The sequence below is a fragment of the Micromonospora sp. NPDC002296 genome (assembly GCF_040296145.1).
Taxonomy (GTDB): Bacteria; Actinomycetota; Actinomycetes; order Mycobacteriales; family Micromonosporaceae; genus Micromonospora.
Map to the genome: position 1 here is coordinate 1 of NZ_JBEOWQ010000017.1, position 22,120 is coordinate 22,120.

At 75.0% G+C, this 22,120-nt stretch carries 20 protein-coding genes and 3 tRNA genes; 7 read left to right on the forward strand and 16 right to left on the reverse strand.

What is annotated here, in order from left to right:
- Positions 1–160: 160 nt before the first annotated feature.
- Genes ABT023_RS15525 through ABT023_RS15535 form a run of 3 tightly spaced genes read right to left on the reverse strand, consistent with a single transcriptional unit; the run spans position 161 to position 3,031 of the window.
- A complete protein-coding gene (locus tag ABT023_RS15525) occupies positions 161–1,276 on the reverse strand; it encodes a cystathionine gamma-lyase (protein WP_350885803.1) in 1,116 nt (371 codons plus the stop codon).
- 7 nt (positions 1,277–1,283) lie between these two features.
- Positions 1,284–2,291: an NAD(P)H-dependent glycerol-3-phosphate dehydrogenase gene (locus ABT023_RS15530; RefSeq protein WP_350885805.1), complete on the reverse strand. Its 1,008-nt coding sequence runs from the start codon at positions 2,289–2,291 to the stop codon at positions 1,284–1,286.
- A complete protein-coding gene (locus tag ABT023_RS15535) occupies positions 2,288–3,031 on the reverse strand; it encodes a lysophospholipid acyltransferase family protein (RefSeq protein WP_350885807.1) in 744 nt (247 codons plus the stop codon). The genes ABT023_RS15530 and ABT023_RS15535 overlap by 4 nt, the downstream gene beginning before the upstream one ends.
- A 121-nt stretch (positions 3,032–3,152) precedes the next feature.
- Here ABT023_RS15535 and cofC point away from each other — a divergent pair, with 121 nt between their 5' ends.
- The 4 genes from cofC to ABT023_RS15555 are packed head-to-tail and all read left to right on the forward strand — an operon-like array spanning position 3,153 to position 7,347.
- Entirely contained in the window at positions 3,153–3,809 is a 657-nt protein-coding gene (gene cofC / locus ABT023_RS15540; protein WP_350885809.1) for a 2-phospho-L-lactate guanylyltransferase, read from the forward strand.
- A 35-nt stretch (positions 3,810–3,844) separates the two neighbouring features.
- Positions 3,845–4,042 carry a cold-shock protein gene (locus tag ABT023_RS15545; protein WP_350885811.1) on the forward strand — a complete coding sequence of 66 codons (198 nt, stop codon included), beginning with the start codon at positions 3,845–3,847 and terminating at the stop codon, positions 4,040–4,042.
- Between the two features lie 53 nt (positions 4,043–4,095).
- Positions 4,096–6,453: an RNA degradosome polyphosphate kinase gene (locus ABT023_RS15550; protein WP_502890684.1), complete on the forward strand. Its 2,358-nt coding sequence runs from the start codon at positions 4,096–4,098 to the stop codon at positions 6,451–6,453.
- Between the two features lie 15 nt (positions 6,454–6,468).
- Complete coding sequence (locus ABT023_RS15555; protein ID WP_350885813.1) at positions 6,469–7,347, forward strand: NUDIX hydrolase; 879 nt, start codon at positions 6,469–6,471, stop codon at positions 7,345–7,347.
- Positions 7,348–7,404: 57 nt separating this feature from the next.
- On the opposite strand, the gene ABT023_RS15560 is transcribed toward ABT023_RS15555, so the two are convergent.
- From ABT023_RS15560 to leuC, 4 genes are all read right to left on the reverse strand, one after another.
- Complete coding sequence (locus ABT023_RS15560) at positions 7,405–9,438, reverse strand: endonuclease/exonuclease/phosphatase family protein (RefSeq protein WP_350885815.1); 2,034 nt, start codon at positions 9,436–9,438, stop codon at positions 7,405–7,407.
- Positions 9,439–9,580: 142 nt separating this feature from the next.
- Complete coding sequence (locus ABT023_RS15565; protein WP_350885817.1) at positions 9,581–10,318, reverse strand: HU family DNA-binding protein; 738 nt, start codon at positions 10,316–10,318, stop codon at positions 9,581–9,583.
- Positions 10,319–10,490: 172 nt separating this feature from the next.
- A complete protein-coding gene (gene leuD / locus ABT023_RS15570) occupies positions 10,491–11,078 on the reverse strand; it encodes a 3-isopropylmalate dehydratase small subunit (protein WP_350885819.1) in 588 nt (195 codons plus the stop codon).
- 17 nt (positions 11,079–11,095) lie between these two features.
- Complete coding sequence (gene leuC, locus ABT023_RS15575) at positions 11,096–12,538, reverse strand: 3-isopropylmalate dehydratase large subunit (protein ID WP_350885821.1); 1,443 nt, start codon at positions 12,536–12,538, stop codon at positions 11,096–11,098.
- Between the two features lie 49 nt (positions 12,539–12,587).
- Between leuC and ABT023_RS15580 the strand changes: the two genes are divergently transcribed.
- The gene (locus ABT023_RS15580) at positions 12,588–13,274 is read left to right on the forward strand and encodes an IclR family transcriptional regulator (protein WP_091671614.1); all 687 of its coding nucleotides are present in this window, start codon (positions 12,588–12,590) and stop codon (positions 13,272–13,274) included.
- Between the two features lie 81 nt (positions 13,275–13,355).
- Here ABT023_RS15580 and ABT023_RS15585 read toward each other — a convergent pair.
- From ABT023_RS15585 to ABT023_RS15600, 4 genes are all read right to left on the reverse strand, one after another.
- Positions 13,356–13,428: transfer RNA gene (locus ABT023_RS15585), tRNA-Glu, on the reverse strand.
- Positions 13,429–13,647: 219 nt separating this feature from the next.
- Positions 13,648–13,720 (reverse strand) — tRNA-Glu (locus ABT023_RS15590).
- Between the two features lie 132 nt (positions 13,721–13,852).
- Positions 13,853–13,924: transfer RNA gene (locus ABT023_RS15595), tRNA-Gln, on the reverse strand.
- Positions 13,925–14,050: 126 nt separating this feature from the next.
- Entirely contained in the window at positions 14,051–14,854 is an 804-nt protein-coding gene (locus ABT023_RS15600) for a fumarylacetoacetate hydrolase family protein (RefSeq protein ID WP_350885823.1), read from the reverse strand.
- Between the two features lie 228 nt (positions 14,855–15,082).
- On the opposite strand from ABT023_RS15600, the gene ABT023_RS15605 reads away from it, so the two are divergent.
- Both ABT023_RS15605 and ABT023_RS15610 read left to right on the forward strand, forming a co-directional pair.
- Positions 15,083–16,456, forward strand: a complete 1,374-nt coding sequence (locus tag ABT023_RS15605; protein ID WP_350885825.1) for a hypothetical protein — start codon at positions 15,083–15,085, stop codon at positions 16,454–16,456.
- A 45-nt stretch (positions 16,457–16,501) separates the two neighbouring features.
- The gene (locus tag ABT023_RS15610) at positions 16,502–17,368 is read left to right on the forward strand and encodes a 3-methyladenine DNA glycosylase (protein ID WP_350885827.1); all 867 of its coding nucleotides are present in this window, start codon (positions 16,502–16,504) and stop codon (positions 17,366–17,368) included.
- A 61-nt stretch (positions 17,369–17,429) separates the two neighbouring features.
- Here the strand turns inward: ABT023_RS15610 and ABT023_RS15615 are convergent, their stop codons facing one another.
- From ABT023_RS15615 to ABT023_RS15635, 5 genes are all read right to left on the reverse strand, one after another.
- Complete coding sequence (locus ABT023_RS15615) at positions 17,430–18,548, reverse strand: cellulose binding domain-containing protein (protein ID WP_350885829.1); 1,119 nt, start codon at positions 18,546–18,548, stop codon at positions 17,430–17,432.
- 120 nt (positions 18,549–18,668) lie between these two features.
- On the reverse strand, positions 18,669–19,094 hold the full coding sequence (gene arfB, locus ABT023_RS15620; RefSeq protein ID WP_350885831.1) for an alternative ribosome rescue aminoacyl-tRNA hydrolase ArfB: 426 nt from the start codon (positions 19,092–19,094) through the stop codon (positions 18,669–18,671).
- A gap of 63 nt (positions 19,095–19,157) precedes the next feature.
- Positions 19,158–20,021, reverse strand: a complete 864-nt coding sequence (locus ABT023_RS15625; RefSeq protein ID WP_350885833.1) for a S1C family serine protease — start codon at positions 20,019–20,021, stop codon at positions 19,158–19,160.
- Between the two features lie 95 nt (positions 20,022–20,116).
- Positions 20,117–21,076 (reverse strand): VWA domain-containing protein, encoded by a 960-nt coding sequence (locus ABT023_RS15630; protein ID WP_350885835.1) that lies wholly within the window; start codon positions 21,074–21,076, stop codon positions 20,117–20,119.
- Entirely contained in the window at positions 21,073–22,071 is a 999-nt protein-coding gene (locus ABT023_RS15635) for a DUF58 domain-containing protein (protein WP_350886006.1), read from the reverse strand. The genes ABT023_RS15630 and ABT023_RS15635 overlap by 4 nt, the downstream gene beginning before the upstream one ends.
- Positions 22,072–22,120: the final 49 nt, after the last annotated feature.

Below are 22,120 nucleotides of genomic sequence, written 5' to 3' on the forward strand. Positions count from 1 at the left end.
GGGGGTCCCGCCCCGGCCGGCCGGCGCGGCCCACCCCGGCCGGCACCCGCCGGCCCCTCGCCGTGGTCCACCCGCCGCCCGGTCCGCACCGCCGGCCGGCGGGTGGGCCACCCCCACACTCCACCCCCGCGCACCGGCGACCGCAGGCGGGGGCTTCCGCTCAGGCGTCGAGAGCGGCGGTGACGTCGGCGAGCAGGTCGGCGGTGTCCTCCACCCCGCAGGAGAGCCGGACGAAGCCGGGGGCGGTGTCATCACCCCACTGGGCCCGGCGGTCCGCCGTGGTGTGCAGGCCGCCGAACGAGGTGGCCGCGTCCACCAGCCGGGCCGCGTCGACGAACCGGCCGACCCGCTCGGCGTCGCCCAGATCGAACGCGAGCATCCCGGGCATCCGGCGCATCTGCGCCGCCGCCACCGGGTACGCGGGGTCGTCGGGCAGGCCCGGCCAGCGCAGGCCCGCCACGTCGGAACGGCCGGCGAGCAGCCGGGCCAGCGCCTCGGCGTTGGCGGACTGCCGGGCCAGCCGCAGGTCGAGAGTGGCCAGCGAGCGGTGCGCCAGCCAGGCGTCGAACGCCCCGGGCACCGCGCCGGTGACGGTGCGCCAGGCGGTGACCGGGTCGAGCAGCTCCGGCGTACGGGTGGCCACGTAGCCGAGCAGCAGGTCGGAGTGCCCGGTCAGGGCCTTGGTGCCGGAGGCGACCACCAGGTCGGCGCCGAGATCCAGTGGGCGCTGGCCGAGCGGCGTGGCGGTGGTGTTGTCGACCGCGACGAGGGCGCCGGCGGCGTGCGCGTCCCGGGCCAGCGCGGCGATGTCGGCGACGTCCAGGCCGGGGTTGGCCGGGGTCTCCAGCAGCACCAGCCGGACCCCGGCGAACGACGGGTACGGCCCGGCGGTCGGCGCGAACAGCACCCGCACGCCGATCCCGGCGAGGGTGTCGGTGGCGAACGCCCGCATCGGGTAGTACCCGTCGGCGGGGAGCAGCACGGTGTCGCCGGGGCGCAGCAGCGCCAGCAGCAGGCCGGTGATGGCCGCCTGCCCGCTGGCGAAGACCCGGACGTCACCGCCCTCCAGCTCACCGATGGCCGCCTCCAGCAGCCGGCGGGTCGGGTTGTCCGGCCGGCCGTACCCGTTCGGGGTCGCCGCCGGCCCCTGCCACGGGTCGAGGTGGTACGTCGCGGCGAAGACCGGTCCGGGCAGGAACGGCTGCCCCGGGGTCGGCTCGGGCAGGCCGGCCCGGACGCACCGGGTGCCGTCGCCGTCGCCGGTCGGCGCGCTCATGCGGGCCTCACTCGTACGACTCGGGCTTGGCGGTGCGGCTCATCAGCAGGTCCACGGTGAGCCGGGGGTCCGTCCCCTCGTGGCAGATCCGCTCGATCTGCTCGGTGATCGGCATCTCCACCCCGTGCGACCGGGCCAGGTCCCGGATGGCGAGGCAGCTCTTCACGCCCTCGGCGGTCTGCCGGGTGGCCGCCTGGGCCTGCTCCAGGGTCTCCCCCCGGCCCAGGTGCTCGCCGAAGGTCCGGTTGCGGGCCAGCGGCGACGAGCAGGACGCCACGAGGTCGCCCATCCCGGCCAGCCCGGCGAAGGTGATCGGGTCCGCGCCGAGTGCCACCCCGAGCCGGGCGGTCTCGGCCAGCCCCCGGGTCATCAGCATCGCCCGGGTGTTGTCGCCGAACCCCATCGCGGTGGCGATGCCGTACGCGAGGGCGATCACGTTCTTCACCGCCCCGCCCAGTTCGCAGCCGATCACGTCGTCGTTGGTGTACGGCCGGAAGTACGACGTCCGGATCGACGACTGGACGAGTTGGACGCGGCGGTCGTCGGTGCCGGCGACCACGGTGCCGGCGGGCTGCTCGGCGGCGATCTCGGGGGCGAGGTTCGGGCCGGAGACCACCACCACCCGGTCCGGGGTGACCCCGGCGGTCTCCACGATCACCTCGCTCATCCGCCTGGTGGTGCCCAGCTCGATGCCCTTCATCAGCGACACCAGCGTCGAGTCCGGGTGCAGGTGGCCGGTCCACTCGGCGAGGTTGCCGCGCAGCGTCTGCGACGGCACGGCCAGCACCACGATCTCCGCGCCGGTGATCGCCTCGGCGGCGTCGGCGGTGCCGGTGACCCGCTCCGGCAGCCGCAGGTCCGGCAGGTACTCCGGGTTGTGCCGCCGCGACCGGATCGCCTCGGCCACCGGCTGCCGCCGGGCCCAGATCGTCACGTCCCGGCCGGCGTCGGCGAGGATCTTGGCGAACGCCGTCCCCCACGACCCGGCCCCCAGCACGGCGACATGGCCGGTCACGCCGCACCCCCCTCGGCCGGCAGGGAGCGGGGGCCGGCGGGGCGGGGCTGCCGCTCCCACAGCGGTGGCGGCGTCCCGCCGCGGATCTCGGCGAGCTGGTCGCGCAGGCGCAGCATGATGGCCTCGGTCATCTCTTCCAGGGTGGCCTTGGTTGGCGTCGAGCCGGCCCACCGGCTCAGGTCGACCGGCGGGCCGGCGACCACGGTCACCGGGATGCGGGGCCGCAGGCTGAACCGGTTGGTCCGCGGGTCGAAGAGCTTCTCCGGGCCCCACATGGCGACGGGGACCACCGGGGCGCCGGTGGCCAGCGCCAGCCGGGCGGCGCCGGTCTTGCCCTTCATCGGCCACAGCTCCGGCTCGCGGGTGGTGGTCCCCTCCGGGTAGATCACCACCGCGCCCCCCTCGGAGAGCGCGGCGACCAGGGTGTCCAGCGACTTGACGGCATCCGCCGTGCCCCGTTCCACCGGGATCTGCCGGCACCGGTGCAGGATCCAGCCCGCCACCGGCACCCGGAAGACGCTGGCCTTGCCGAGGAACCGGGGCCAGCGCCCCGCGTCGTAGACGAAGTGCGCGGAGACCAGCGGGTCGGCGTGCGAGAGGTGGTTCGGCACGATGATGATTCCGCCGGGGCTGCGCAGGTGCTCCATGCCCCGCCAGGTGCGCCGGGTCCAGACCACCATCACGGGCTTCACCAGCAGCACGGCGAACCGTTGCCAGAACCCCAGCCTGCGCCGTGTCACCCTGCCTCCTCGTAGCCCCGACCCGCGCCGCACCCGCCCACGCCGCCCGCAGCGAAATCATGCCTGCTCGCCCCGGGTACGGCCAGTGCGGGTGCCGCCGCTCGACTGGCAGGATTGTGCCGTGCGGCAGCGGACCTGGACGGTGGTGGTGCCGGTGAAGCGTCTCGGCGCGGCGAAGAGCAGGCTGCGTGGGGCGCTGCCCGGCGTACCCCATGAGGATCTGGCGCTGGCCCTGGCGGCCGACACGGTCGCCGCGGTGCGGGCGTGCCCGGCGGTGGCCGCCGTGGTGGTGGTCACCGACGACCCGCTGGTGGCGGCGGTGGCCGGCGCGGCGGGCGCGCGGGCCGTGCCGGACGCGCCGGACGCCGGCCTGAACGCCGCCTTCCGGCACGGCGCCGAGGTCGCGACCGCCGGCGGCGGGGGGTGGGTGGCCGGGCTCACCGCGGACCTGCCGGCGCTGCGCCCGGCCGAGCTGGCCGCCGCGCTGGACGCGGTCGCCGCCGGCCCTGCCGGGGTACGCCGGTTCGTGGCCGACGCCCCGGGGAGCGGCACCGTGCTGCTCGCCGCGCCGCCCGGCGTGCCGCTGGCCCCCCGGTTCGGGGTCGGCTCGGCGGCGGCCCACCTGGCGGGCGGCGCGTTGCCGCTGACCGGTGACTGGCCGACCCTGCGCCGGGACGTCGACACGGCCGCCGATCTGGCCGCCGCCGCCCGGCTGGGGCTCGGGCCGCGCACCGCCGCCCTGGCCGGCGTCGACCGGCCGGCCGCCCACCCGGGTTGACCCGACCGGCCCGGGGCGGGGTGTACGGTGCTGCCATGCAGGGCACGGTGGCCACCTACGACGCGGCGACGCGAAGCGGCGTGCTGCTCCTCGACGACGGCACCGAGCTGGCCTTCCCGGCCCGGGCGTTCGACGCCTCCGGGCTGCGGCTGCTCCGGCTGGGCCAGCGGGTCCGGATCGAGACCGACACCGTCGGGGAGATCGTCCGGGTGACGTTGCCGACGATGCCGTGAGCTACCCGCCCAAGTTCATTTTGCGTTAACCCGTTCCGGGACATTATGAGCGGGTGAGCACCCCTCGCGAGCATCCCACCGGCCCGTCCACCGACGACCACCCACCCGCCGACGACCGCCCCACCGGTGGGCGGGAAGCCGTCGACCCCACGCCCGTCCGCAACGGGTCCCGCCTGCGCGGCGTCGACGGCCGCTTCCGCCCCCGGGAGACCGCCGAGGACGAGGTGACGGCGTCCGGCCCCTCCGCCGCCACGGCCTCCACCGGGTTGGAGGAGGTGCTCGACGCGCCCAGCGAGGAGCCCGCGGTGCGGCTCGACCCCGACGACGACGAGCCGACGCCGCCGGAGCCGCTGCCCGAGGACCGGTTCCTCAACCGGGAGCTGTCCTGGCTCGACTTCAACGCCCGGGTGCTGGCCCTGGCCGAGGACCCGCGCACCCCGCTGCTGGAGCGGGCGAAGTTCCTGGCCATCTTCGCCAGCAACCTCGACGAGTTCTACATGGTGCGGGTGGCCGGGCTGAAGCGCCGCCTCTCGGCGGGGCTGCCGGTACGCGGCGGGGACCGGCTGCCGCTGCGCACCCAGCTTGAGCTGATCACCGAGCGGACCGCCGACCTGGTCGGCCGGCACGCCGCCTGTTCCGTCGACGACGTGCTGCCGAAGCTCGCCGCCGAGAACATCCGGATCCTGCGCTGGTCGGACCTGGACGCGCCCGAGCGGGAGCGCCTGCGCACCTACTTCCGCCAGCACATCTTCCCGGTGCTCACCCCGCTCGCGGTCGACCCCGCGCACCCGTTCCCGTACATCTCCGGGCGATCGCTGAACCTGGCCGTCGCCGTCCGCGACCCCGACGGCGGCTCGGAGCTGTTCGCCCGGGTCAAGGTGCCGAACAACGTGCCCCGGTTCGTCCGGGTCGGCCGGGACGCCCCCGGGGTACAGGTGCTCCCGGTCGAGGAACTGATCTCGGTGCACCTGGAGCAGCTCTTCTCCGGCATGCAGGTCGTCGAGTGTCACCTGTTCCGGGTCACCCGCAACACCGAGGTGGAGGTCGACGAGGACCGCGACGAGGACCTGCTCCAAGCCCTGGAGCGGGAGCTGGCCCGCCGCCGGTTCGGCCCGCCGGTACGGCTGGAGGTGGCCGCCTCCATCTCCGACCACATGCTGGAGCTGCTGGTTCGCGAACTGGACATGGACGGCCACGACGTGCTGCGGGTCCGTGGCCTGCTCGACCTGTCCGCCCTGTGGCAGCTCTACGGCGACGCCGACCGCCCCGACCTGAAGGACCCGCCGTTCGTGCCGGCCACCCACCCCCGGCTCACCGAGGGCGAGGTGCCGCGCAGCGTCTTCGCCACCCTGCGGGACGGGGACGTGCTGGTGCACCACCCGTACCACTCGTTCGCGACGAGCGTGCAGCGCTTCGTCGAGCAGGCGGCGGCCGACCCGGACGTGCTGGCCATCAAGCAGACCCTCTACCGCACCAGCGGGGACTCCCCGATCGTCGACGCGCTCGTCGACGCGGCCGCCGCCGGCAAGCAGGTGGTGGTGCTGGTGGAGCTGAAGGCCCGGTTCGACGAGGTGGCCAACATCGGCTGGGCGCGCACGCTGGAGCGCGCCGGCTGCCACGTGGTGTACGGCCTGGTCGGCCTCAAGACGCACTGCAAGACCGCCCTGGTGGTACGCCAGGAGGGCGCCCAGATCCGCCGCTACTGCCACATCGGCACGGGGAACTACCACCCGAAGACCGCCCGGCTGTACGAGGACTTCGGCATGCTGACCGCCGACCCGGAGATCGGCGCCGACCTCACCGACCTGTTCAACGTGCTCACCGGCTACAGCCGGCAGACCGCGTACCGGCGGCTGATGGTGGCCCCGCAGGGAATCCGGCGGGGGCTGATCGAGCGGATCGAGCGGGAGATCACCCACGTCCGGCTCGGCATGCCGGGGCTGGTGCAGTTCAAGGTGAACTCGCTGGTCGACGAGAAGGTCACCGACGCGCTCTACCGGGCGTCCCGGGCCGGGGTGCACGTGGACCTGCTGATCCGGGGCATGTGCACGCTGCGCCCGGGAGTTCGGGGGCTGTCGGAGAACATCCGGGTCCGGTCGATCCTCGGCCGGTTCCTGGAGCACTCCCGGATCTTCCGGTTCGGCAACAACGGAGCTGCCGAGTTCTGGATGGGCTCGGCCGACCTGATGCACCGCAACCTGGACCGCCGGGTGGAGGCACTGGTGCAGGTGAGCGACCCGGTGGCCAGGGCCGAGTTGGACCACGTGCTGGCCGCGGCGTTCAGCCCCGACGTGGAGGCGTTCGAGCTGGCCGGGGACGGCTCCTGGACCCGGCGGACGGGAGCGCCGGGCGGTCCGCTGACCCATCTGCAGGACCTGCTGCTGCGCCGCGTCGGCGGCACCCCCGGTTGAGCCTAGGCTGAGCGGATGTCGGAGGGGGAACGGATGATCCGGGCCGCAGGCGGGGTGGTCTGGCGCCCGGACGAGGACGGCGTGCTGGTCTGCCTGGTGCACCGCCCCCGGTACGGCGACTGGTCGCTGCCCAAGGGCAAGCTGGAGGCGGGCGAGCATCCGCTGTCGGCCGCCGTCCGGGAGGTCGCCGAGGAGGCCGACGTGCGGGCGGTGCCCCAGGTCCGGCTGCCCACCATGCGGTACCGCAGTGAGGGTCGACCGAAGGCGGTCGACTACTGGTCGATGCGGGCGGTCGCCGACGGGGGCTTCCAGCCCGACACCGAGGTCGACGGGATCCGCTGGCTCCCCGCCGGGGAGGCGACGCGCCTGGTCAGCTACCCGCACGACGCCGAGGTGCTGGCCGCGTTCGCCGCCCTGCCTCCGGTCACCGCGACGGTGGCGCTGGTCCGGCACGCCCACGCCGGCAGGCGCGGGACCTGGTCCGGCCCGGACGCCGGCCGACCGCTAGACGACACCGGCTGGGCGCAGGCGCACGCCCTGGCGCCCCTGGTGGCCCTGGTCCGCCCGGCCCGGCTGCTGTCGGCCTCGGCCCGCCGCTGCGTGCAGACCCTGGACCCGGCGGCGGCCCTGCTGGACCTGCCGATCGAGGTGGCCGGCGACCTCGACGAGCCGCAGCCCGGCCAGGACCCGGACGAACGGGCGCTGGCCGCCGCGGCCTGCCTCACCGAGCTGGCCGCCGAGGGGGCCAGGGCCGGGGTGTGCACCCAGGGCAAGGTGATCCCCGGGGCGATGGAACGCCTCACCGGCCGCGCCGGCGACTTCACCACACCGAAGGGCGGCGGTTGGCTGCTCGCCTTCGCCGCCGACCGCCTTCTCGCCGCCGACCCCCTGTGACGGCGTCAGCCGGCCGCCCCTGACGAAGGGCACGGCCGACGGGGTTCGGCACGGGTCTCAGCCGGCGGCGGTGGGTGGCAGGGTAAGGGTGACCGCGACCGGAAGGTGGTCGCTGGCGGTGCTGCGCGGCGCCACCGGCCCACCGGCCACGATGCCCGGCGAGACCAGGACGTGGTCGATCTGCTCGCGCGGGTCGTCGGCCGGGCTGGTGAACAGGGGCCGGGCCGCGGCGAACGCGTCCACCAGCCCGGCCCGGGTGAACTCCGCGTACGCCGGGGCGCCCGGCTCGGTGTTCAGGTCCCCGGCGACCACGAGGGGCCGGTCGGCGGCGTACTCCAGAGCGAACCGCGCCACCGCGCGGGCCTGCGCCACAGGCTCCCGGCCGGGCGGCGGTTGCAGGTGGGTGGCGACCACCGCGAGGCGCGCGTCGCCGCCGAGGTCGACGGTGACGCCGAGCGCCTGGGCGCCGGTGGGGGCGCCGAGCGCCGCCAGCGCCACGGTCCGGGGCGACTCCACAGGAAACCGGCTGAGCACCGCGTCGCCCCACACCGGGTCGGCGGCGGGCGCGAACACGTACGGCATGCGCAGCCGCGCCGCGAGCAGGGTGAGGGTGTCGTGGCCGCCGTTGAGCAGCCAGCCCCGGTCCACCTCGCCGAGCACCACCACGTCCGGCCGCTCGGCGGCGACCACCCGGGCCAGCCCGTCCGGGTCGAACCGTCCGTCCAGCCCGAACCCCATCCGGACGTTGTACGCCACCACCCGCACGTCGGCGGGCGGGCTGCCGGGCCGGAACGGGGCGACCTCGGCGGCCGGCAGGTTCGTCACGAGGAGGGTGACCAACCCGGAGACCGCGGCGATACCTCTCGCCCACGTCGAGGACGCCGCCCCGGCCGGCACGGCCGTCCCGCCCCGGAGGGCCGGGGCGAGCGCCACGGCGGCGACGAGGCCGGCCACGACGACCGGCACCGCCGCGTTCGGATAGCCGAGGTCGTACGCGGCGTAGTAGCCGACGGCGGCGACGGCGAGGAGCAGCATGCCCAGCACCGCCGCGAGCGGCGACCGGTCGGGCCGGCCCGGTGTCCCGGCGGAGGCCGAGACGGCGGCGGTACCGGCGGAGGCGGAGGCGTCCGGGGCGCCGGCGGGATCGGGAACGGCGGTGGCGGCGGCCGGGGCGGCGGCGGCGGCCGGGGCGGCGGCCCCGGCGAGGCTCAGGCACGCGCCGACGCCGGCGGCGGTCAGCAGGACCGCCGGCCCCAGCCAGCCCGGCTCCCCGGCGGCGAACAGCACCACCCCGAGCATCAGCGCGAGCGGGCCGAGCAGCCGCGCCCACCCGCGCGGCGGCCGGGCCAGCGCGGCGAGCAGGAAGAAGGCGACTGCGTAGCTGAACAGGGCGGACACGTCACCGGCCGCCGAGTGGGCGAGGCCGTCGCCGGGGCCACGCCGGTAGGAGGACGCGGTCTCCGCCACCGCCGGGGAGAGCGCCACCATCCCGGTCAACAGCAACGCCGGGCCGGCGAGCAGCCACGCGCGGGCACCGCCGCCCGGTTCCACCGGCGACGCGGACGGGGTCGATTCCACCGGCGGCGTGGGGCGGGCCGTCGCGGCCAGGAAGAGCCCCACGAGGACGATGCTGCCGGCCCACCCGGCCCAGCCACCCCGCCAGACCAGGTCGTACGTGCCGAGCCCCGCGTGCACGACCGCGCCGAGGGCCAGCCCCAGCGCCAGCCCGGGCACCGGCCGATGGGTGCCGGCCGCGGCGCCGGCCAGCCAGAGCAGCCCGGCCACCAGGCCTGCGGTGGCCAGCCAGAGCTGGGCCCGGCCGCCCGGGGCGGCGGTGAGGGCGAGCCGGAGACCGGCCAGCGCCACGGCGGCGACCAGCGTGACCGGGCGGGCGCCCAACCGGCGCAGCAGTGGGGGAAAGGCCAGGGCGAGCACGAACCAGCCGAGCGCGAACGCCCCCAGCAGTTCGGCGGGGGTGGCGGCGGCCTGCCCGAAGATGGTGATGACCGAGGGGAGGAAGACCCGCAGCACGTCGACCAGGACGACGATGCCCAGGGCGAGCGTGGCGGTGTGGAGGTGGCGGTAGCGCACGGGCTGCCTTTCGCCGACCGGTGGGGGTCCGGCGATTCTGCGCGCGCCGCACGCCGTCGGTCAACGGGCCGGAACCCGTACCCGGACAAGCGAAGGGGCGCCCACCGGACCGGTGGGCGCCCCTTCCGAACGGTTCGGCCGGTCAGCGCTTGGTAGCCGCCTTCTTGGCCGAGGACTTCTTCGCCGGCGCCTTCTTGGCCGCCGTGCTCTTGCTCGCCGTGCTCTTGGTCGCCGCCGCGGTGGTCTTCTTCCCCGTGGTCGACTTGGTCGCCGCCGCGGTCTTCTTCGCGGTGGCGGCCTTCTTGGTGGCGGCCGTGGACGCCGTTGTCTTGGTCGCCTTGGCCGGGGCCGCCTTCTTCGTCGCGGCGGTGGCCTTGGCGCCGGTGGCCTTCGTACCCGCCGCCTTGGCCGTCGCGGCCTTCGTCCCGGCCGCCTTCGTCCCGGCAGCCTTCGCACCGGTGGCCTTCGCACCGGTCGCCTTGGCACCCGCCGCCTTGGCCGTCGCGGCCTTCGCGGTCGTCGCCTTGGCCCCGGTCGCCTTGGCGGCCGTGGTCTTGGTGGCGGCCGTGGCGGTCTTCTTCGCCGCCGCCGTGGCCTTCGGCACCTTGCCGCTGGCCACCATCTCCTTGAACCCGGCACCCGGCCGGAAGGTCGGGACGGATGTCTTCTTGACCTTCACCGCCTCGCCGGTCCGCGGGTTGCGCGCTGTTCGGGCTCCCCGGACGCGCTTCTCGAACGCTCCGAATCCGGTGATCGCCACCTTCTCGCCCTTGGTGACCGCCGCCTGGACCTCAGCGAGGACCGCGTCGAGCGCGGCCGTCGCCGTCTTCCGGTCCCCCAGGCGAACGGCGAGCGCCTCGATGAGCTCGGCCTTGTTCACGACTTCCTCCCGATTGTGCAACTGACTCGACGCGAGCCATTCTGCGCGCACGGTATGCCCTGTGCTGCCTGGACACAAACATTCGGTGGAAAAAAGGCCTTGTGTCGCAACGGATTCGCCCCCACTGGGCGGGCCGGTGGGGGCGGAAAGCGATGCCGGATCGGGCGTACGGCTATGCCACGGCGGGCAGGAACGGCCGTCGACCGCGCTCGTACGAGGTGATTTCGGCCTCGTGGCGGAGCGTGAGTCCAATGTCATCCAACCCCTCCAGCAGCCGCCAGCGGCTGAAGTCGTCGAGGGGGAACGACCAGGCGGCATCCCCCGCCCGGACCTCGCGGGAGGTCAGGTCGACGGTGACGGCGGTGGTGGGGTCGGACTCGACGAGGCGCCACAACTCCTCGACGGCTTTCAATTCCAACTCGACCGGCAGCAGACCCTCCTTGAGGGCGTTGCCGCGGAAGATGTCGCCGAACCGGGGCGAGATCACCGCCCGGAACCCCCAGTCCCGCAGCGCCCAGACGGCGTGCTCCCGAGACGACCCCGTACCGAACTCCGGGCCGGCCACGAGAATCGACGCGCCCGAATACACGGAATCGTTCATCACGAATGACGGGTCCTCCCGCCACGCGCTGAACAGCCCGTCGGCGAATCCGGTCCGGGTCACCCGCTTGAGGTACACGGCGGGGATGATCTGATCGGTGTCCACGTTGGAACGGCGCAGCGGCACGGCGGTGCCGGTGTGCACGGTGAACTTGTCCATCTGTCGCGGCTGCCCTTCTACAGGTCGGCGGGGGCGGCCAGCCGGCCGACCACGGCGGTGGCGGCGGCGACCGGCGGCGACACCAGGTGGGTGCGGCCACCCCGGCCCTGACGCCCCTCGAAATTGCGGTTGGAGGTCGAGGCGGAACGCTCCCCCGGGGAGAGCGTGTCCGGGTTCATGCCCAGGCACATCGAGCAGCCGGCGAACCGCCACTCGGCCCCGGCGGCGGTGAACACCTTGTCCAGTCCTTCGGCCTCGGCGGCCTCCCGGACGGCTGCGGAGCCGGGGACCACGAGCATCCGTACGCCGTCGGCGACCTTCTGCCCGCGCAGCACGTCGGCGGCGGCGCGCAGGTCCTCCAGCCGGCCGTTGGTGCAGGAGCCGACGAAGACCACGTCGACGGAGAGGTCGCGCAGCGGGGTGCCCGGCGCGAGGTCCATGTACTCCAGGGCCCGGCGGGCGGCGGCCCGCTCGGAGTCGGTGCCGAACTCCTCCGGGTCCGGCACGACCGCGCCCAGCGGGGCGCCCTGACCGGGGTTGGTGCCCCAGGTGACGAACGGGGTGATCCGGCTCGCGTCGAGGGTCACCTCGGCGTCGAAGGTCGCCCCCTCGTCGGTGGGCAGCGTCCGCCAGTGGTCGACCGCAGCGTCCCAGTCGGCCCCCTGCGGCGCGTTCGGCCGCCCCTTGAGGTACGCGAAGGTGGTCTCGTCCGGCGCGATCATGCCGGCCTTGGCGCCCCACTCGATGGACATGTTGGCGACGGTCATCCGCCCCTCCATGGACAACGCGCGGATCGCCTCGCCCCGGTACTCCACGATGTGCCCACGCCCGCCGCCGGTGCCGACCTGGGTGATCAGGGCGAGCACCAGGTCCTTGGCGGTGACGCCGGGGCCGAGTTGGCCGGTGACGTTCACGGCCATCGTCTTCGGGCGGGCCTGCGGCAGCGTCTGGGTGGCCAGCACGTGCTCGACCTCGCTGGTGCCGATGCCGAACGCGAGGGCGCCGAACGCCCCGTGGGTCGCGGTGTGTGAATCGCCACAGACGATCGTCATGCCGGGCTGGGTGACGCCGAGCTGCGGGCCGATGACGTGCACGATGCCCTGGTTGGCGTCGCCGAGCGGGTGCAGCCGGACGCCGAACTCGGCGCAGTTGCGGCGCAGCGTCTCGATCTGGGTGCGGGAGGTGGGGTCCGCGATCGTGAGCAGGTCGCCGCGCCGCTGCTGGAACGCCGGATCCGCGTACCCCGTCGGGGTGTTGTGGTCCTCGGTCGCGAGCGTGAGGTCGGTGCGGCGCACGCGGCGGCCGGCGAGCCGCAGCCCGTCGAAGGCCTGCGGGCTGGTGACCTCGTGCAGCAGGTGCAGGTCGATGTAGAGCAGGTCCGGTTCGCCCTCGGCGGACCGGACGACGTGCGTGTCCCAGACCTTCTCGGCCAGGGTCCTCGGTCGAGTGACTCCCACCATCTGGACATCCTAAATTCTGGGAGGTAAGTTTCGGTTTGTGGGACACAGTATGAGCGGTGTCGGCGTTCTCGACAAGGCGGTGGTCATCCTGGCCGCCTGCGTCGACGGCGCCAGCCTGGCCGAACTCGTTGAACGCACCAAGCTGCCCCGGGCCACCGCGCACCGGCTGGCGCAGGCGCTGGAGATCCACCGGATGCTGGTCCGGGACACCCAGGGCCGCTGGCGCCCTGGCCCTCGACTCGGTGAGCTCGCCAACGCCGCGCCGGACGTGCTGCTGACAGCGGCGGAGCCGCTGCTGGCCGCGCTGCGCGACGCCACCGGGGAGAGCGCCCAGCTCTACCTGCGCCGCGCCGACGAGCGGATCTGCGTGGCCGCCGCCGAGCGGGCCAGCGGCCTACGGGACACCGTGCCGGTGGGCTCGGTGCTGCCGATGACCGCGGGCTCGGCGGCGCAGATCCTGCTGGCCTGGGAGCCGCCGGAGGCGGTGATGCCGCTGCTGCCCCGGTCGAAGTTCACCGGCCGCACCCTGGCCGAGGTACGCCGGCGGGGCTGGGCGCAGAGCGTCGCCGAGCGGGAGGCGGGTGTGGCGAGCGTCTCGGCCCCGATCCGCGACCGCACGGGCCGGGTGATCGCCTCGATCAGCATCTCCGGCCCGATCGAGCGCCTCGGCCGCCGTCCCGGCGAACGTCACGCCATGGCCGTGGTGAGAGCCGGCCAACGCCTCTCCGGCCTCTAGCCCACCCCGCTCCCCCACCCCGCCTCGGGGTGGGACGGGAACGGCCCGTCTCACCGGGGTGAGACGGGCCGAGTGGAGTTGTAGCCCCGACCGGATTCGAACCGGCGCTACCGCCTTGAGAGGGCGGCGTCCTGGGCCACTAGACGACGGGGCCAAGACTTTTCCTGCATCGCCGGCCTGACGGGCGGCGCCGCTGTAGTCTAGCGGCGGATCCCTCGCGGGCGCGCAGGGGGTGGGTGGCGGATTTCAGCGCAGCTTCCCCACCACGGCCCAGCTGCGGGATCGTTCGTGAGCCGGCCCCGGGAGGCTCACGACCGGGCCCGGAACGCGAAACAGCCCGCCTCACCGAAGTGAGACGGGCTGACCGGAACTGTAGCCCCGACCGGATTCGAACCGGCGCTACCGCCTTGAGAGGGCGGCGTCCTGGGCCACTAGACGACGGGGCCAGAACCTTCTCCTGCACCGCCCTGCCGGGCGGTGCCGCCGAACTCTACCAGAGATTCTTCCAGCCCCCTTGCGGGCGACCGGAGCGCTCTCCAGCGGGATCCAGCGACCGGCGCTCTCGCGACCACCGGTTGCTGGGGTACCAGGACTCGAACCTAGACTAACTGAACCAGAATCAGTTGGGCTGCCAATTACCCCATACCCCATTGGCACCTCACGGCGCCGTTCGGTGCCTTGCGGCACCGGAGAGAAACTTTACCCTCCCGGCCCCGGCTGGGCCAAATCGGGGGCCCGGAACCCGTGCTGTGCTGCGGTTTCGGGCCCCCGACGAGTCAGCTGACCGGGACCACCGGGTTGGTCAGCTCCCCGATCCCCTCGATACGAACGGTGACGGTATCCCCCTCCACGAGCGGGCTAACCCCCGCCGGGGTGCCGGTGAGCACCACGTCGCCGGGGAGCAGCGTCATGACGTGCGAGACGTACGACACCAGGGCCGGGACGTCGAAGACCATGTCCCGCGTCCGGCCGAGCTGCCGCACCTCCATCTCCTCCGGGTTGCGGCCCACCTCGCACCGGACCTCCAGATCGGTGACGTCCAGGTCCGTGGTGATCCAGGGCCCGATGGGGCAGAACGAGTCGAAGCCCTTGGCCCTGGTCCACTGCCCGTCGGAGCGCTGGAGGTCGCGGGCGGTCACGTCGTTGGCGCAGGTGTAGCCGAAGATGGCCCGCTCGGCGGCGGCCCGGTCGGCCCGGCGGGCCCCGGGGGCACCGATCACCACGGCCAGCTCGGCCTCGTGCTCGACCCGCTTGGAGAAGATCGGCAGCCGGATGGCGTCGCGCGGGCCGATCACCGAGGTGGACGGCTTGAGGAAGAGCAGCGGCTCCTTCGGCACCGCGCTGCCCTGCTCGGCGGCGTGCTCGGCGTAGTTGCGGCCGACGCAGACCACCTTGCTGGGCAGGATCGGGGAGAGCAGTCGGACGTCGGAGAGCGCCCACCGGGCGCCGCTGAACTGGATCTGCCCGAACGGGTGGCCCTCGATCTCGGCGATGGTCAGGCCCTGTGGGCCCGCCTCCGGCTCGCCCTCGACGGCCCCGAACGACATTCCCTTGGCATGAGCGAAACGAGCGATACGCACCAGGCCAATCTAGCCCCGGGACGACGCCCGGCCGCGCCGACGGGCACGCCAGGGCGGCGCGGCCCTCCTGCTACGCACGGGGGCACCCCGGGCGGCGGGCGGGCGGGTCGGGAGAGAGCCCGGGGCGGCCACCCTACGTGGTCCGTCGCCGACACGGGCAGGGTTCGCCACTTCGTACCCGCACGACGTGGCGTCGCGCCTAGCGTCGGCTACCGGAGGTTCGTTCGTATGCCTGCATCGACACGAAACCACAGGGCCCTCGCGGTGTTCGTACACTGCCTCGGCATCCTCGCCGCCGTGCCGGCACTGCCCACGGCAGCCCCGGAGGCGGCCACGCCGGCAGCGGCGGCCCGCCCGGCGGCGGTCGTCGCCACACCGACGGAGACCCCGACACCCACCGACTCGGCCACGGCGCCGACGCCGGCGGCGCCCGCGCCGCCGCCGCTGGTCTCGCCGTCCGTGGTGGTGCCGACCCAGGGCGCACCCTCACCGGTGACGGTGGCGGTCACGCCGGCCGGCACACCCGCGCCGGGCTACCAGGTCCAGGTCCGCAACACCGGGAGCCGGCCACTGGCCACCACGGTGCGCCAGGAGCTGCCCGCCGGGACGTCCGCGACCTGGATCACCCCCGGCGGGCGGGCCACCCGCTCGGCGGCGAGCACCGAGGTGACCTGGCAGCTCAACCTGCCCGCCCGCAGCACCACCACGCTGCACACCGCGCTCTCCGCCGCCGCGCCGGGCCGACCGCTCACCGCGCCGGCCTGCGCCTTCACCAGCGACGGCAACCGGCCGTACGACTGCGCGACCGCGACCTGGAGCGGCGCGACGGTACCGGCGGCCGAGGTCACCGCGGCCCCGCCGTGGCGCCGGCCCCCGGTGCTGCTCGCCGCGCTGGCCGTGGTTCTCCTGATCGGGCTCGGCGGGCTGTGGTGGTGGCAGCGGCGCCGACGCGTGCGCTCCGGTGCCCGGCAGCCCGGGGCCACCGCGCCGGCCGGGACCGCCGGGGCGGCCGTGCCGGGGACGAGCGACCGGGGGACCGTGTACCCCCGGCCCGCCATGCCGACGGCCGCGGCCCGCCGCCGCAGGCCCCCGGTCTGGCTGCTGGTGGGGGCGGCCCTGGCGCTCCTGGCCGGGGTGGTCCTCGCGGCCACGCTGACCGCCACCCGGCGGGTCGCCGCGATCGACACGACCAAGCAGCCGACCAGCGGCGCCTGGGTGGGGCGCAGCGCGACGGGGGTGGTCGGCGTGCCGCTGCGCGAGCAGGCGCTGGAGTTCACCGTCTACCGGGTCGCCTGCCCGAGCAGGCCGGTCGCCGGCGGGCAGTGCCAGGCCACCGTCGGGGTCCGCAACGTCAGTCCGCAGCAGCAGACCTGGCACGGTCAGATGCAGCGGGCGTACCTGCCGGGCGGCACCTGGGTCAGCACCGACGAGGCGGCGACCCGGCTGGCCAACCAGGGGCGGGACGTGTTCGCCCAGCCGCTCGCCGCGGGCAGCCGGCTGGTGCTGCCGCTGGTGTTCACGGTCGACGGCCCGGCCCGGCCGAAGCAGCTCGAGCTGCGCAGCGGGGTGTTCTCCGCCGGGGTCCGGGTGGACGTGCCCTGACCCAGGGCCGTAAAGGTGGGTGGGCGGCGGTCGTACGCTGGGACGGTGACCGCCGCCCTCGCCCCCGCCGCACCGCTGGACCTGACCGACTGGCAGGCCCGGCGGCGTGCCCACGAGGAGCGGGTCGACGGGTGGCTGGCCCCGCACCTGGCCCGCCGCCGCACCGGCGCGAAGCACCCGGTGGAGGACTTCCTCTTCACCTACTACTCGCACCGCCCCGCCCAGCTCCGCCGCTGGCATCCCGGGGCGGGCGTGGTGCTGCGCGGCGCGGACCCGGCCGAGTTCGGCCCGGACTACCGGGCCGACGCCGCCGGGCTCACCCTCGACACCGACGCGGTACGCGCCCGGCGGGCCGGCTCGGTGGACTGGATCCGCGCCCTGCTCGCGGCGACCGCCGGCCGGCCGGCGCACCTGGGCTGCTTCGGGATGCACGAGTGGGCGATGGTCTACCGGCAGACCCAGGAGGAGGTACGCCACAACGCGTGGCCGCTGCGGCTCAGCCCGGCGGAGACGGCAGCCGTGGTCGAGGAGCGGGGCGTGCGGTGCAGCCACTTCGACGCGTACCGGTTCTTCACCGCGCCGGCCCGGCCGCTGAACCTGCTCGCCCCGACCCGGGAGAGCCAGCACGACCTGGAGCAGCCGGGCTGTCTGCACGCCAACATGGACCTCTACAAGTGGGCGTACAAGCTGTCCCCGCTGGTCTGCTCGGAGCTGGTGGCCGACGGCTTCGCCCTGGCCCGGGAGATCCGCACGTTGGACATGCGGGCCAGCCCGTACGACCTGGCCGCGCTCGGGTACCCGCCGGTGCGGGTGGAGACGCCGGAGGGCCGCGCCGAGTACGCCGCCGCACAGCGCGGTTTCGCCGAGCGGGCCGCCGTCCTGCGCGCCCGGCTGCTCGCCGCGCTCGGCTGAGCGGAGGGGCCCCTCCTAGACGCCCGTGGCGCGGCAGGGGCCCCTCCTCAGCCTCCCGGCCTCAGCTCGCCGTGCAGCTCAGGGTGGGGACGGTGGGCGCGGCGGTGCTGCTGCCGAGGAAGCCGAAGGTGGCCTCCGCGCCCGGGGCGAGCGTCCCGTTCCAGCTCACGTTGCGGGCGGTGACCGCGCCGCCGGTCTGGGTCAGCTCGGCGTTCCACCCCTGGCTGATCCGCTGGCCGTCGGGGAGGGTGAAGCCGACCGTCCAGCCGACCGTCCGGGCGGTCCCGGTGTTGCGGACGATCACCTCGCCCTGGAAGCCGCCCTGCCACTGCCCGACGATCCGGTAGCCGGCCGTGCAGCCGCCCCCCGAGGTGGGGCCCGGCGTGGGCGTGGTGGTGGGCGTCGGCGTGCCTGTCGGGGTGGGGGTGGGGGTGGGGGTGGTGCCGGAGAGCGCGGCGGCCAGCGCCGGGTACCAGCGGTCCGCCATCTTCTGGTCGCCGGCGGCGTTGGGGTGCACCCCGTCGTACGTGTCGGTGGCGGTGCTGAAGCCCGTCCACTGGTCGACGACCACGATCGGGGACTGTGCGGTGGTCTTCCCCGCCGCCCAGCCGTCGATCGCGCTGTTGAACGCGACCACCCGCTGCCCACACTCGGCGCAGGTGGCCGGGGCCATCGGAATGATCTTCGCGACGATCACCCGCATCGCCGGGTTGCTGGCCCGCATCTGGTCCACCAGCTTCGAGTGAGCGGCCAGGATGGTCGCCGGCGCGATGTTGCTCCACACGTCGTTGGTGGCGAAGTGCATGAGCACGATGTCGGGGTGGGTGGCGGAGAGCCAGCCGGGGAGCAGGTTCTGGTTGGCGACGTTCGTCACCAGGTACCCGCCGTGGCCCTCGTTGTCACCGTCGTACGCCTGCCCGCAGCCCTGCGGGCCGAGCGTGCCGACGAAGTCGATGTTCGTGTGGCCGGTGGACTGGAGGCGGTTCCAGAGGATGGACCGCCAGCAACCGGGCGAGCCGGTGATCGAGTCGCCGAGCGGCATGATCCGTACCGGTGCGGCGACGGCCGGCGCGGCGGACGCGGGGAGGGTGGGCGTTGCGGCGAACAGCCCGGTCAACAGGGTGAGGGAAACGGCCGCGAGGGCGGCGAGCAGGGCCGGAACGATTGGCCTTCGAAGCATGGTGAGGGGGCTCCTGTCACGTGACGTCGTGCGGTCGGTGACGGCCCGGTTGCTCCCAGGGCTATTCCACCAGATCGCCGCCCGTCCCTCAACGGCCTCCCCGATTTTCCCGCCGGCACGTCAGTCGTCGTCGGCCCGGCGGTCGCGCTTGCGCTGGGACTGGCGCTTCTTGTCGGCGAGGCGGCGCTCCTTGGCGCGCCGCGACGGGCGGGTCGGGCGACGTGGCGGGGGCGGCGGGGCCACCGCCTCGCGCAGCAGCGCCACCATCCGTTCCCGGGCCGCCTCCCGGTTGGCGAGCTGGGCCCGGTGCTCGCTCGCGGCGATGGTGAGCACCCCGTCGACCAGCCGGCCGGCCAGGCGTTGCAGCGCCCGGGCGCGCAGCGGCTCCGGCAGGCTCGGCGAGCCGGCCACGTCGAAGCTCAGCTCCACCCGCGAGTCGGTGGTGTTGACGCCCTGCCCACCCGGCCCCGACGAGCGGGAGAACCGTTCGCGCAGCTCGGCGTCCGGCACGACCAGTCGGTCGGTCACCCGCAGTCCGTCGTCCACGCCCCGAGGCTAGCGCCCCACCCGCGCCGGTGGTCGGGCATGGGCCCCCGAGGGGCCGGGGACTCAGCCGCCCTTGCCGATGATGGTGTCGGCGGTCTGTTGCACCTGTTCGATCGGGATGGCGAAGCCGATGCCGATCGAGCCGCTGCCGTCGATGGTGGCGATGGCGGTGTTCACCCCGACCACCTCGCCCCGGGCGTTGACCAGCGGGCCGCCGGAGTTGCCCGGGTTGATCGACGCGTCGGTCTGCACCGCCCGGTGCCGGTTGGTGCCGAGCCGCACCTGGCGATCGAGCGCGCTGACGATGCCCGCGGTGACGGTGCCGGCCAGCCCGAGCGGGGAACCGACCGCGAGCACCGGCTCGCCGACCCGGGTGGCGCCCGGCTTGGCCAGTGGCAGCGGGGCCAGGCCGGCGTCCGGGGGCACGCGGAGCACGGCCAGGTCGCTGCCCGGCTCCCGGCCGACCACCTCGGCGGGGAACCGCCGGCCGTCCGGCAGCTCCACCGTGACCGCTGTGGCGCCGCCCTTGGCCAGGATGTGGTCGTTGGTGATCAGGTGCTGCTGGTCGTCGATGGCGAAGCCGGAGCCGGTCGCCGCGGCGCCGGAGCCGCCCCCGACCAGCACCGAGACCACACCCGGCACGGTCCGCTCGGCGGCGGTGACCAGTTCGGCGGGCACCGGTGCCGCCGACGCCGCCGCCGGGCCCGGCGCGCCGGCCTGGTCGGCGACCCACATGCCGGCCGCCGCGCCGGACAGGGTGGACAGTGCCACCACCCCGGCCGCGGCCAGCAGCCGGTCCCGCCAGCCGCGCCGCCGGCCGCCCTCCTCCTGACCGGGTACGTCCCACCGGCCCCGTCCGTCCGGGTCGAGTTCGGGCGAGACGAACCACGGTCCGCGCGGCTCGCCCAGTCCGGTCTGCACTGCCATGCGTGCGCTCCTCACGTCCTTGTCACCGCGGATGTCCGTCTCGGAAAACCGGAGGGGTCGGCCTGCCGACGCGCCGGGTCCCGCGCCCAACCGGTTCAGGGCAGCCGGGAGAACCACCGCATCGACCCCGCCGCGGCCCCCATCGCCAGGACCAGCCCGAGCCCGATGAACCGGGCGGAGACGTCCTGCCGCTCGCGGCGGTAGCCGACCGAGGTGCCGATGTCGTCGTAGACCGCCCGCAGCTCCGCGCTGCTGGTCGCCTCGTGGAAGCCGCCCCCGGTGGAGTCGGCTACCGCCCTGAGGGTCTGCCCGTCCACCGGCACCTGGATGGGCCGCCCGCCCCGGTCGACGAACCCGGACGGGGTGCCGAACGAGATGGTGTGCACCGGCACCTTCGCCGCGACCGCCTCGTCGGCGGCCTCCATCGGGTCCATGCCGGAGGTGTTCGCCCCGTCGGAGAGCAGGATGATCCGGGCCGGCGGTGGCTGCTTGGCCGCCTGACTGTCCAGCCCCTTCAACGCGCCGAGCGAGGTGTTGATCGCCTCCCCGATGGCGGTGCCCTGCACGCCGGTGGCGCCCTCGGCGAGGCGGTCGATCCCCTCGTGCAGGGCCTCCCGGTCGGTGCTGGGCGGCACCAGCACGGCGGCGCTGCCGGCGAACGCGACCAGCCCCACGTTGAACTCGTCGGGCAGGCCGTCGACGAACCGCCGGGCGGCCTGCTTGGCCGCGCTGAGCCGGTCCGGTTCGACGTCGGAGGCGAGCATCGAGGTGGACACGTCGACGGCCACCATGACGGTGGCCCGTTCCCGGGGCACCCGCACCTCGTCGTGCGGCCGGGCGAAGCCCACCACCAGCAGCGCGAGCATGGCCAGGAAGAGGCCGGCCGGCAGGTGCCGGCGCCACGTGGGACGGTGCGGGGCGACCCGGTCGAGCAGCCGCAGGTTGGTGAAGCGGACGGCGTACCGGCTGCGGCGGCGCTGGGCCAGCAGGTAGCCGGCGGCCAGCGCGGCGACCCCGAGCAGCAACCAGAGCCGGGCGGGTGACTGCCAGTTCACGCGGCACCTCCCCGCGTCGGGCCCGGCCCCCGCGTCGGGCCGCCTCCGCTCGCCGCCGGTGCCAGGGCGAGCCGGCGCTGGGCGTGCACGTGCCGGACGATGTCGGCGCACCAGTCCCGGTCGGTGCGCAGCGGCAGGTGGCCCGCACCGCACCGGCGCAGCGCCTGGCTGACCTGGTCACGTTGGACGGCGGCGGCCTCGGCGTACCGCTCGCGCAGCCGGAGGTCGCCGGTCCACACCTCCCGCCGCCGGCCGGTCTCCGGGTCGACCAGGGTGATCAGGCCGACGTCCGGCAGCTCCAGTTCACGCGGGTCGGACACCTGCACGGCGAGCACCTGGTGCCGCACGGCGAGCCGGCGCAGGGGCGCCTCCCAGGGCGGCGGGGCCGACGGGTCGTCGGGCAGCCCGTCGAGGAAGTCGGAGACCACCACGACCAGGCCCCGTCGGGTGGCGACCCGTGCCACCGCGGCCAACCCGTCGGTCAGGTCCGGGGGCGCCAGCGGCGCGGTGTCCGGTTCGTACCCGCCGACGCGCGGCGCGGACAGCAACGTGCGCAGCAGCCCGAGCAGGTGGGTCCGGCCGCTGCGGGCGGGGAACCGGCGCAGCCCGTCCGGGGCCAGCAGTTGGGCGCCGAGCCGGTTGCCGGCGCCTGCGGTGAGGAAACCGACCGCCGCCACCGCGGCCACCGCCAGCTCGCGCTTGTCCAGTTCGGCGGTGCCGTACTCCATGCTGGGGCTGGCGTCCACCAGCAGCCAGGTGGTCAGCTCCCGGTCGGCGTCGACCTCGCGGACGTGCGGGACGGTGGTCCGGGCGGTGACGGCCCAGTCCATCCGGCGCACCTCGTCCTCGCCCGGCCGGTACTCGCGGCTGCCGGCGACCTCGCTGCCCGGACCGGGCAGCAGCCCGCGGTGCTGGCCGTGCAGCAGCCCGTCCAGGCGGCGGGTGACGGTCAGCTCCAGCCGGCGCAGCCGCCCGCCCGGCGCGAGGTCGGCCAGGGTCGGGTCGGCCGGGGTCGCCCCGTTCCACGCCCGGGTGGTCCCGGTC

What these genes read in the sequence shown, in the direction of transcription:
- ABT023_RS15615 (WP_350885829.1), bottom strand. Translation starts at nt 18,548, where the DNA reads ATGCTTCGAAGGCCAATCGTTCCGGCCCTGCTCGCCGCCCTCGCGGCC.
- ABT023_RS15555 (WP_350885813.1), top strand. Translation starts at nt 6,469, where the DNA reads ATGTCGGAGGGGGAACGGATGATCCGGGCCGCAGGCGGGGTGGTCTGG.
- ABT023_RS15605 (WP_350885825.1), top strand. Translation starts at nt 15,083, where the DNA reads ATGCCTGCATCGACACGAAACCACAGGGCCCTCGCGGTGTTCGTACAC.
- ABT023_RS15625 (WP_350885833.1), bottom strand. Translation starts at nt 20,021, where the DNA reads ATGGCAGTGCAGACCGGACTGGGCGAGCCGCGCGGACCGTGGTTCGTC.
- leuC (WP_350885821.1), bottom strand. Translation starts at nt 12,538, where the DNA reads ATGGTGGGAGTCACTCGACCGAGGACCCTGGCCGAGAAGGTCTGGGAC.
- ABT023_RS15525 (WP_350885803.1), bottom strand. Translation starts at nt 1,276, where the DNA reads ATGAGCGCGCCGACCGGCGACGGCGACGGCACCCGGTGCGTCCGGGCC.
- ABT023_RS15580 (WP_091671614.1), top strand. Translation starts at nt 12,588, where the DNA reads ATGAGCGGTGTCGGCGTTCTCGACAAGGCGGTGGTCATCCTGGCCGCC.
- ABT023_RS15545 (WP_350885811.1), top strand. Translation starts at nt 3,845, where the DNA reads ATGCAGGGCACGGTGGCCACCTACGACGCGGCGACGCGAAGCGGCGTG.
- leuD (WP_350885819.1), bottom strand. Translation starts at nt 11,078, where the DNA reads ATGGACAAGTTCACCGTGCACACCGGCACCGCCGTGCCGCTGCGCCGT.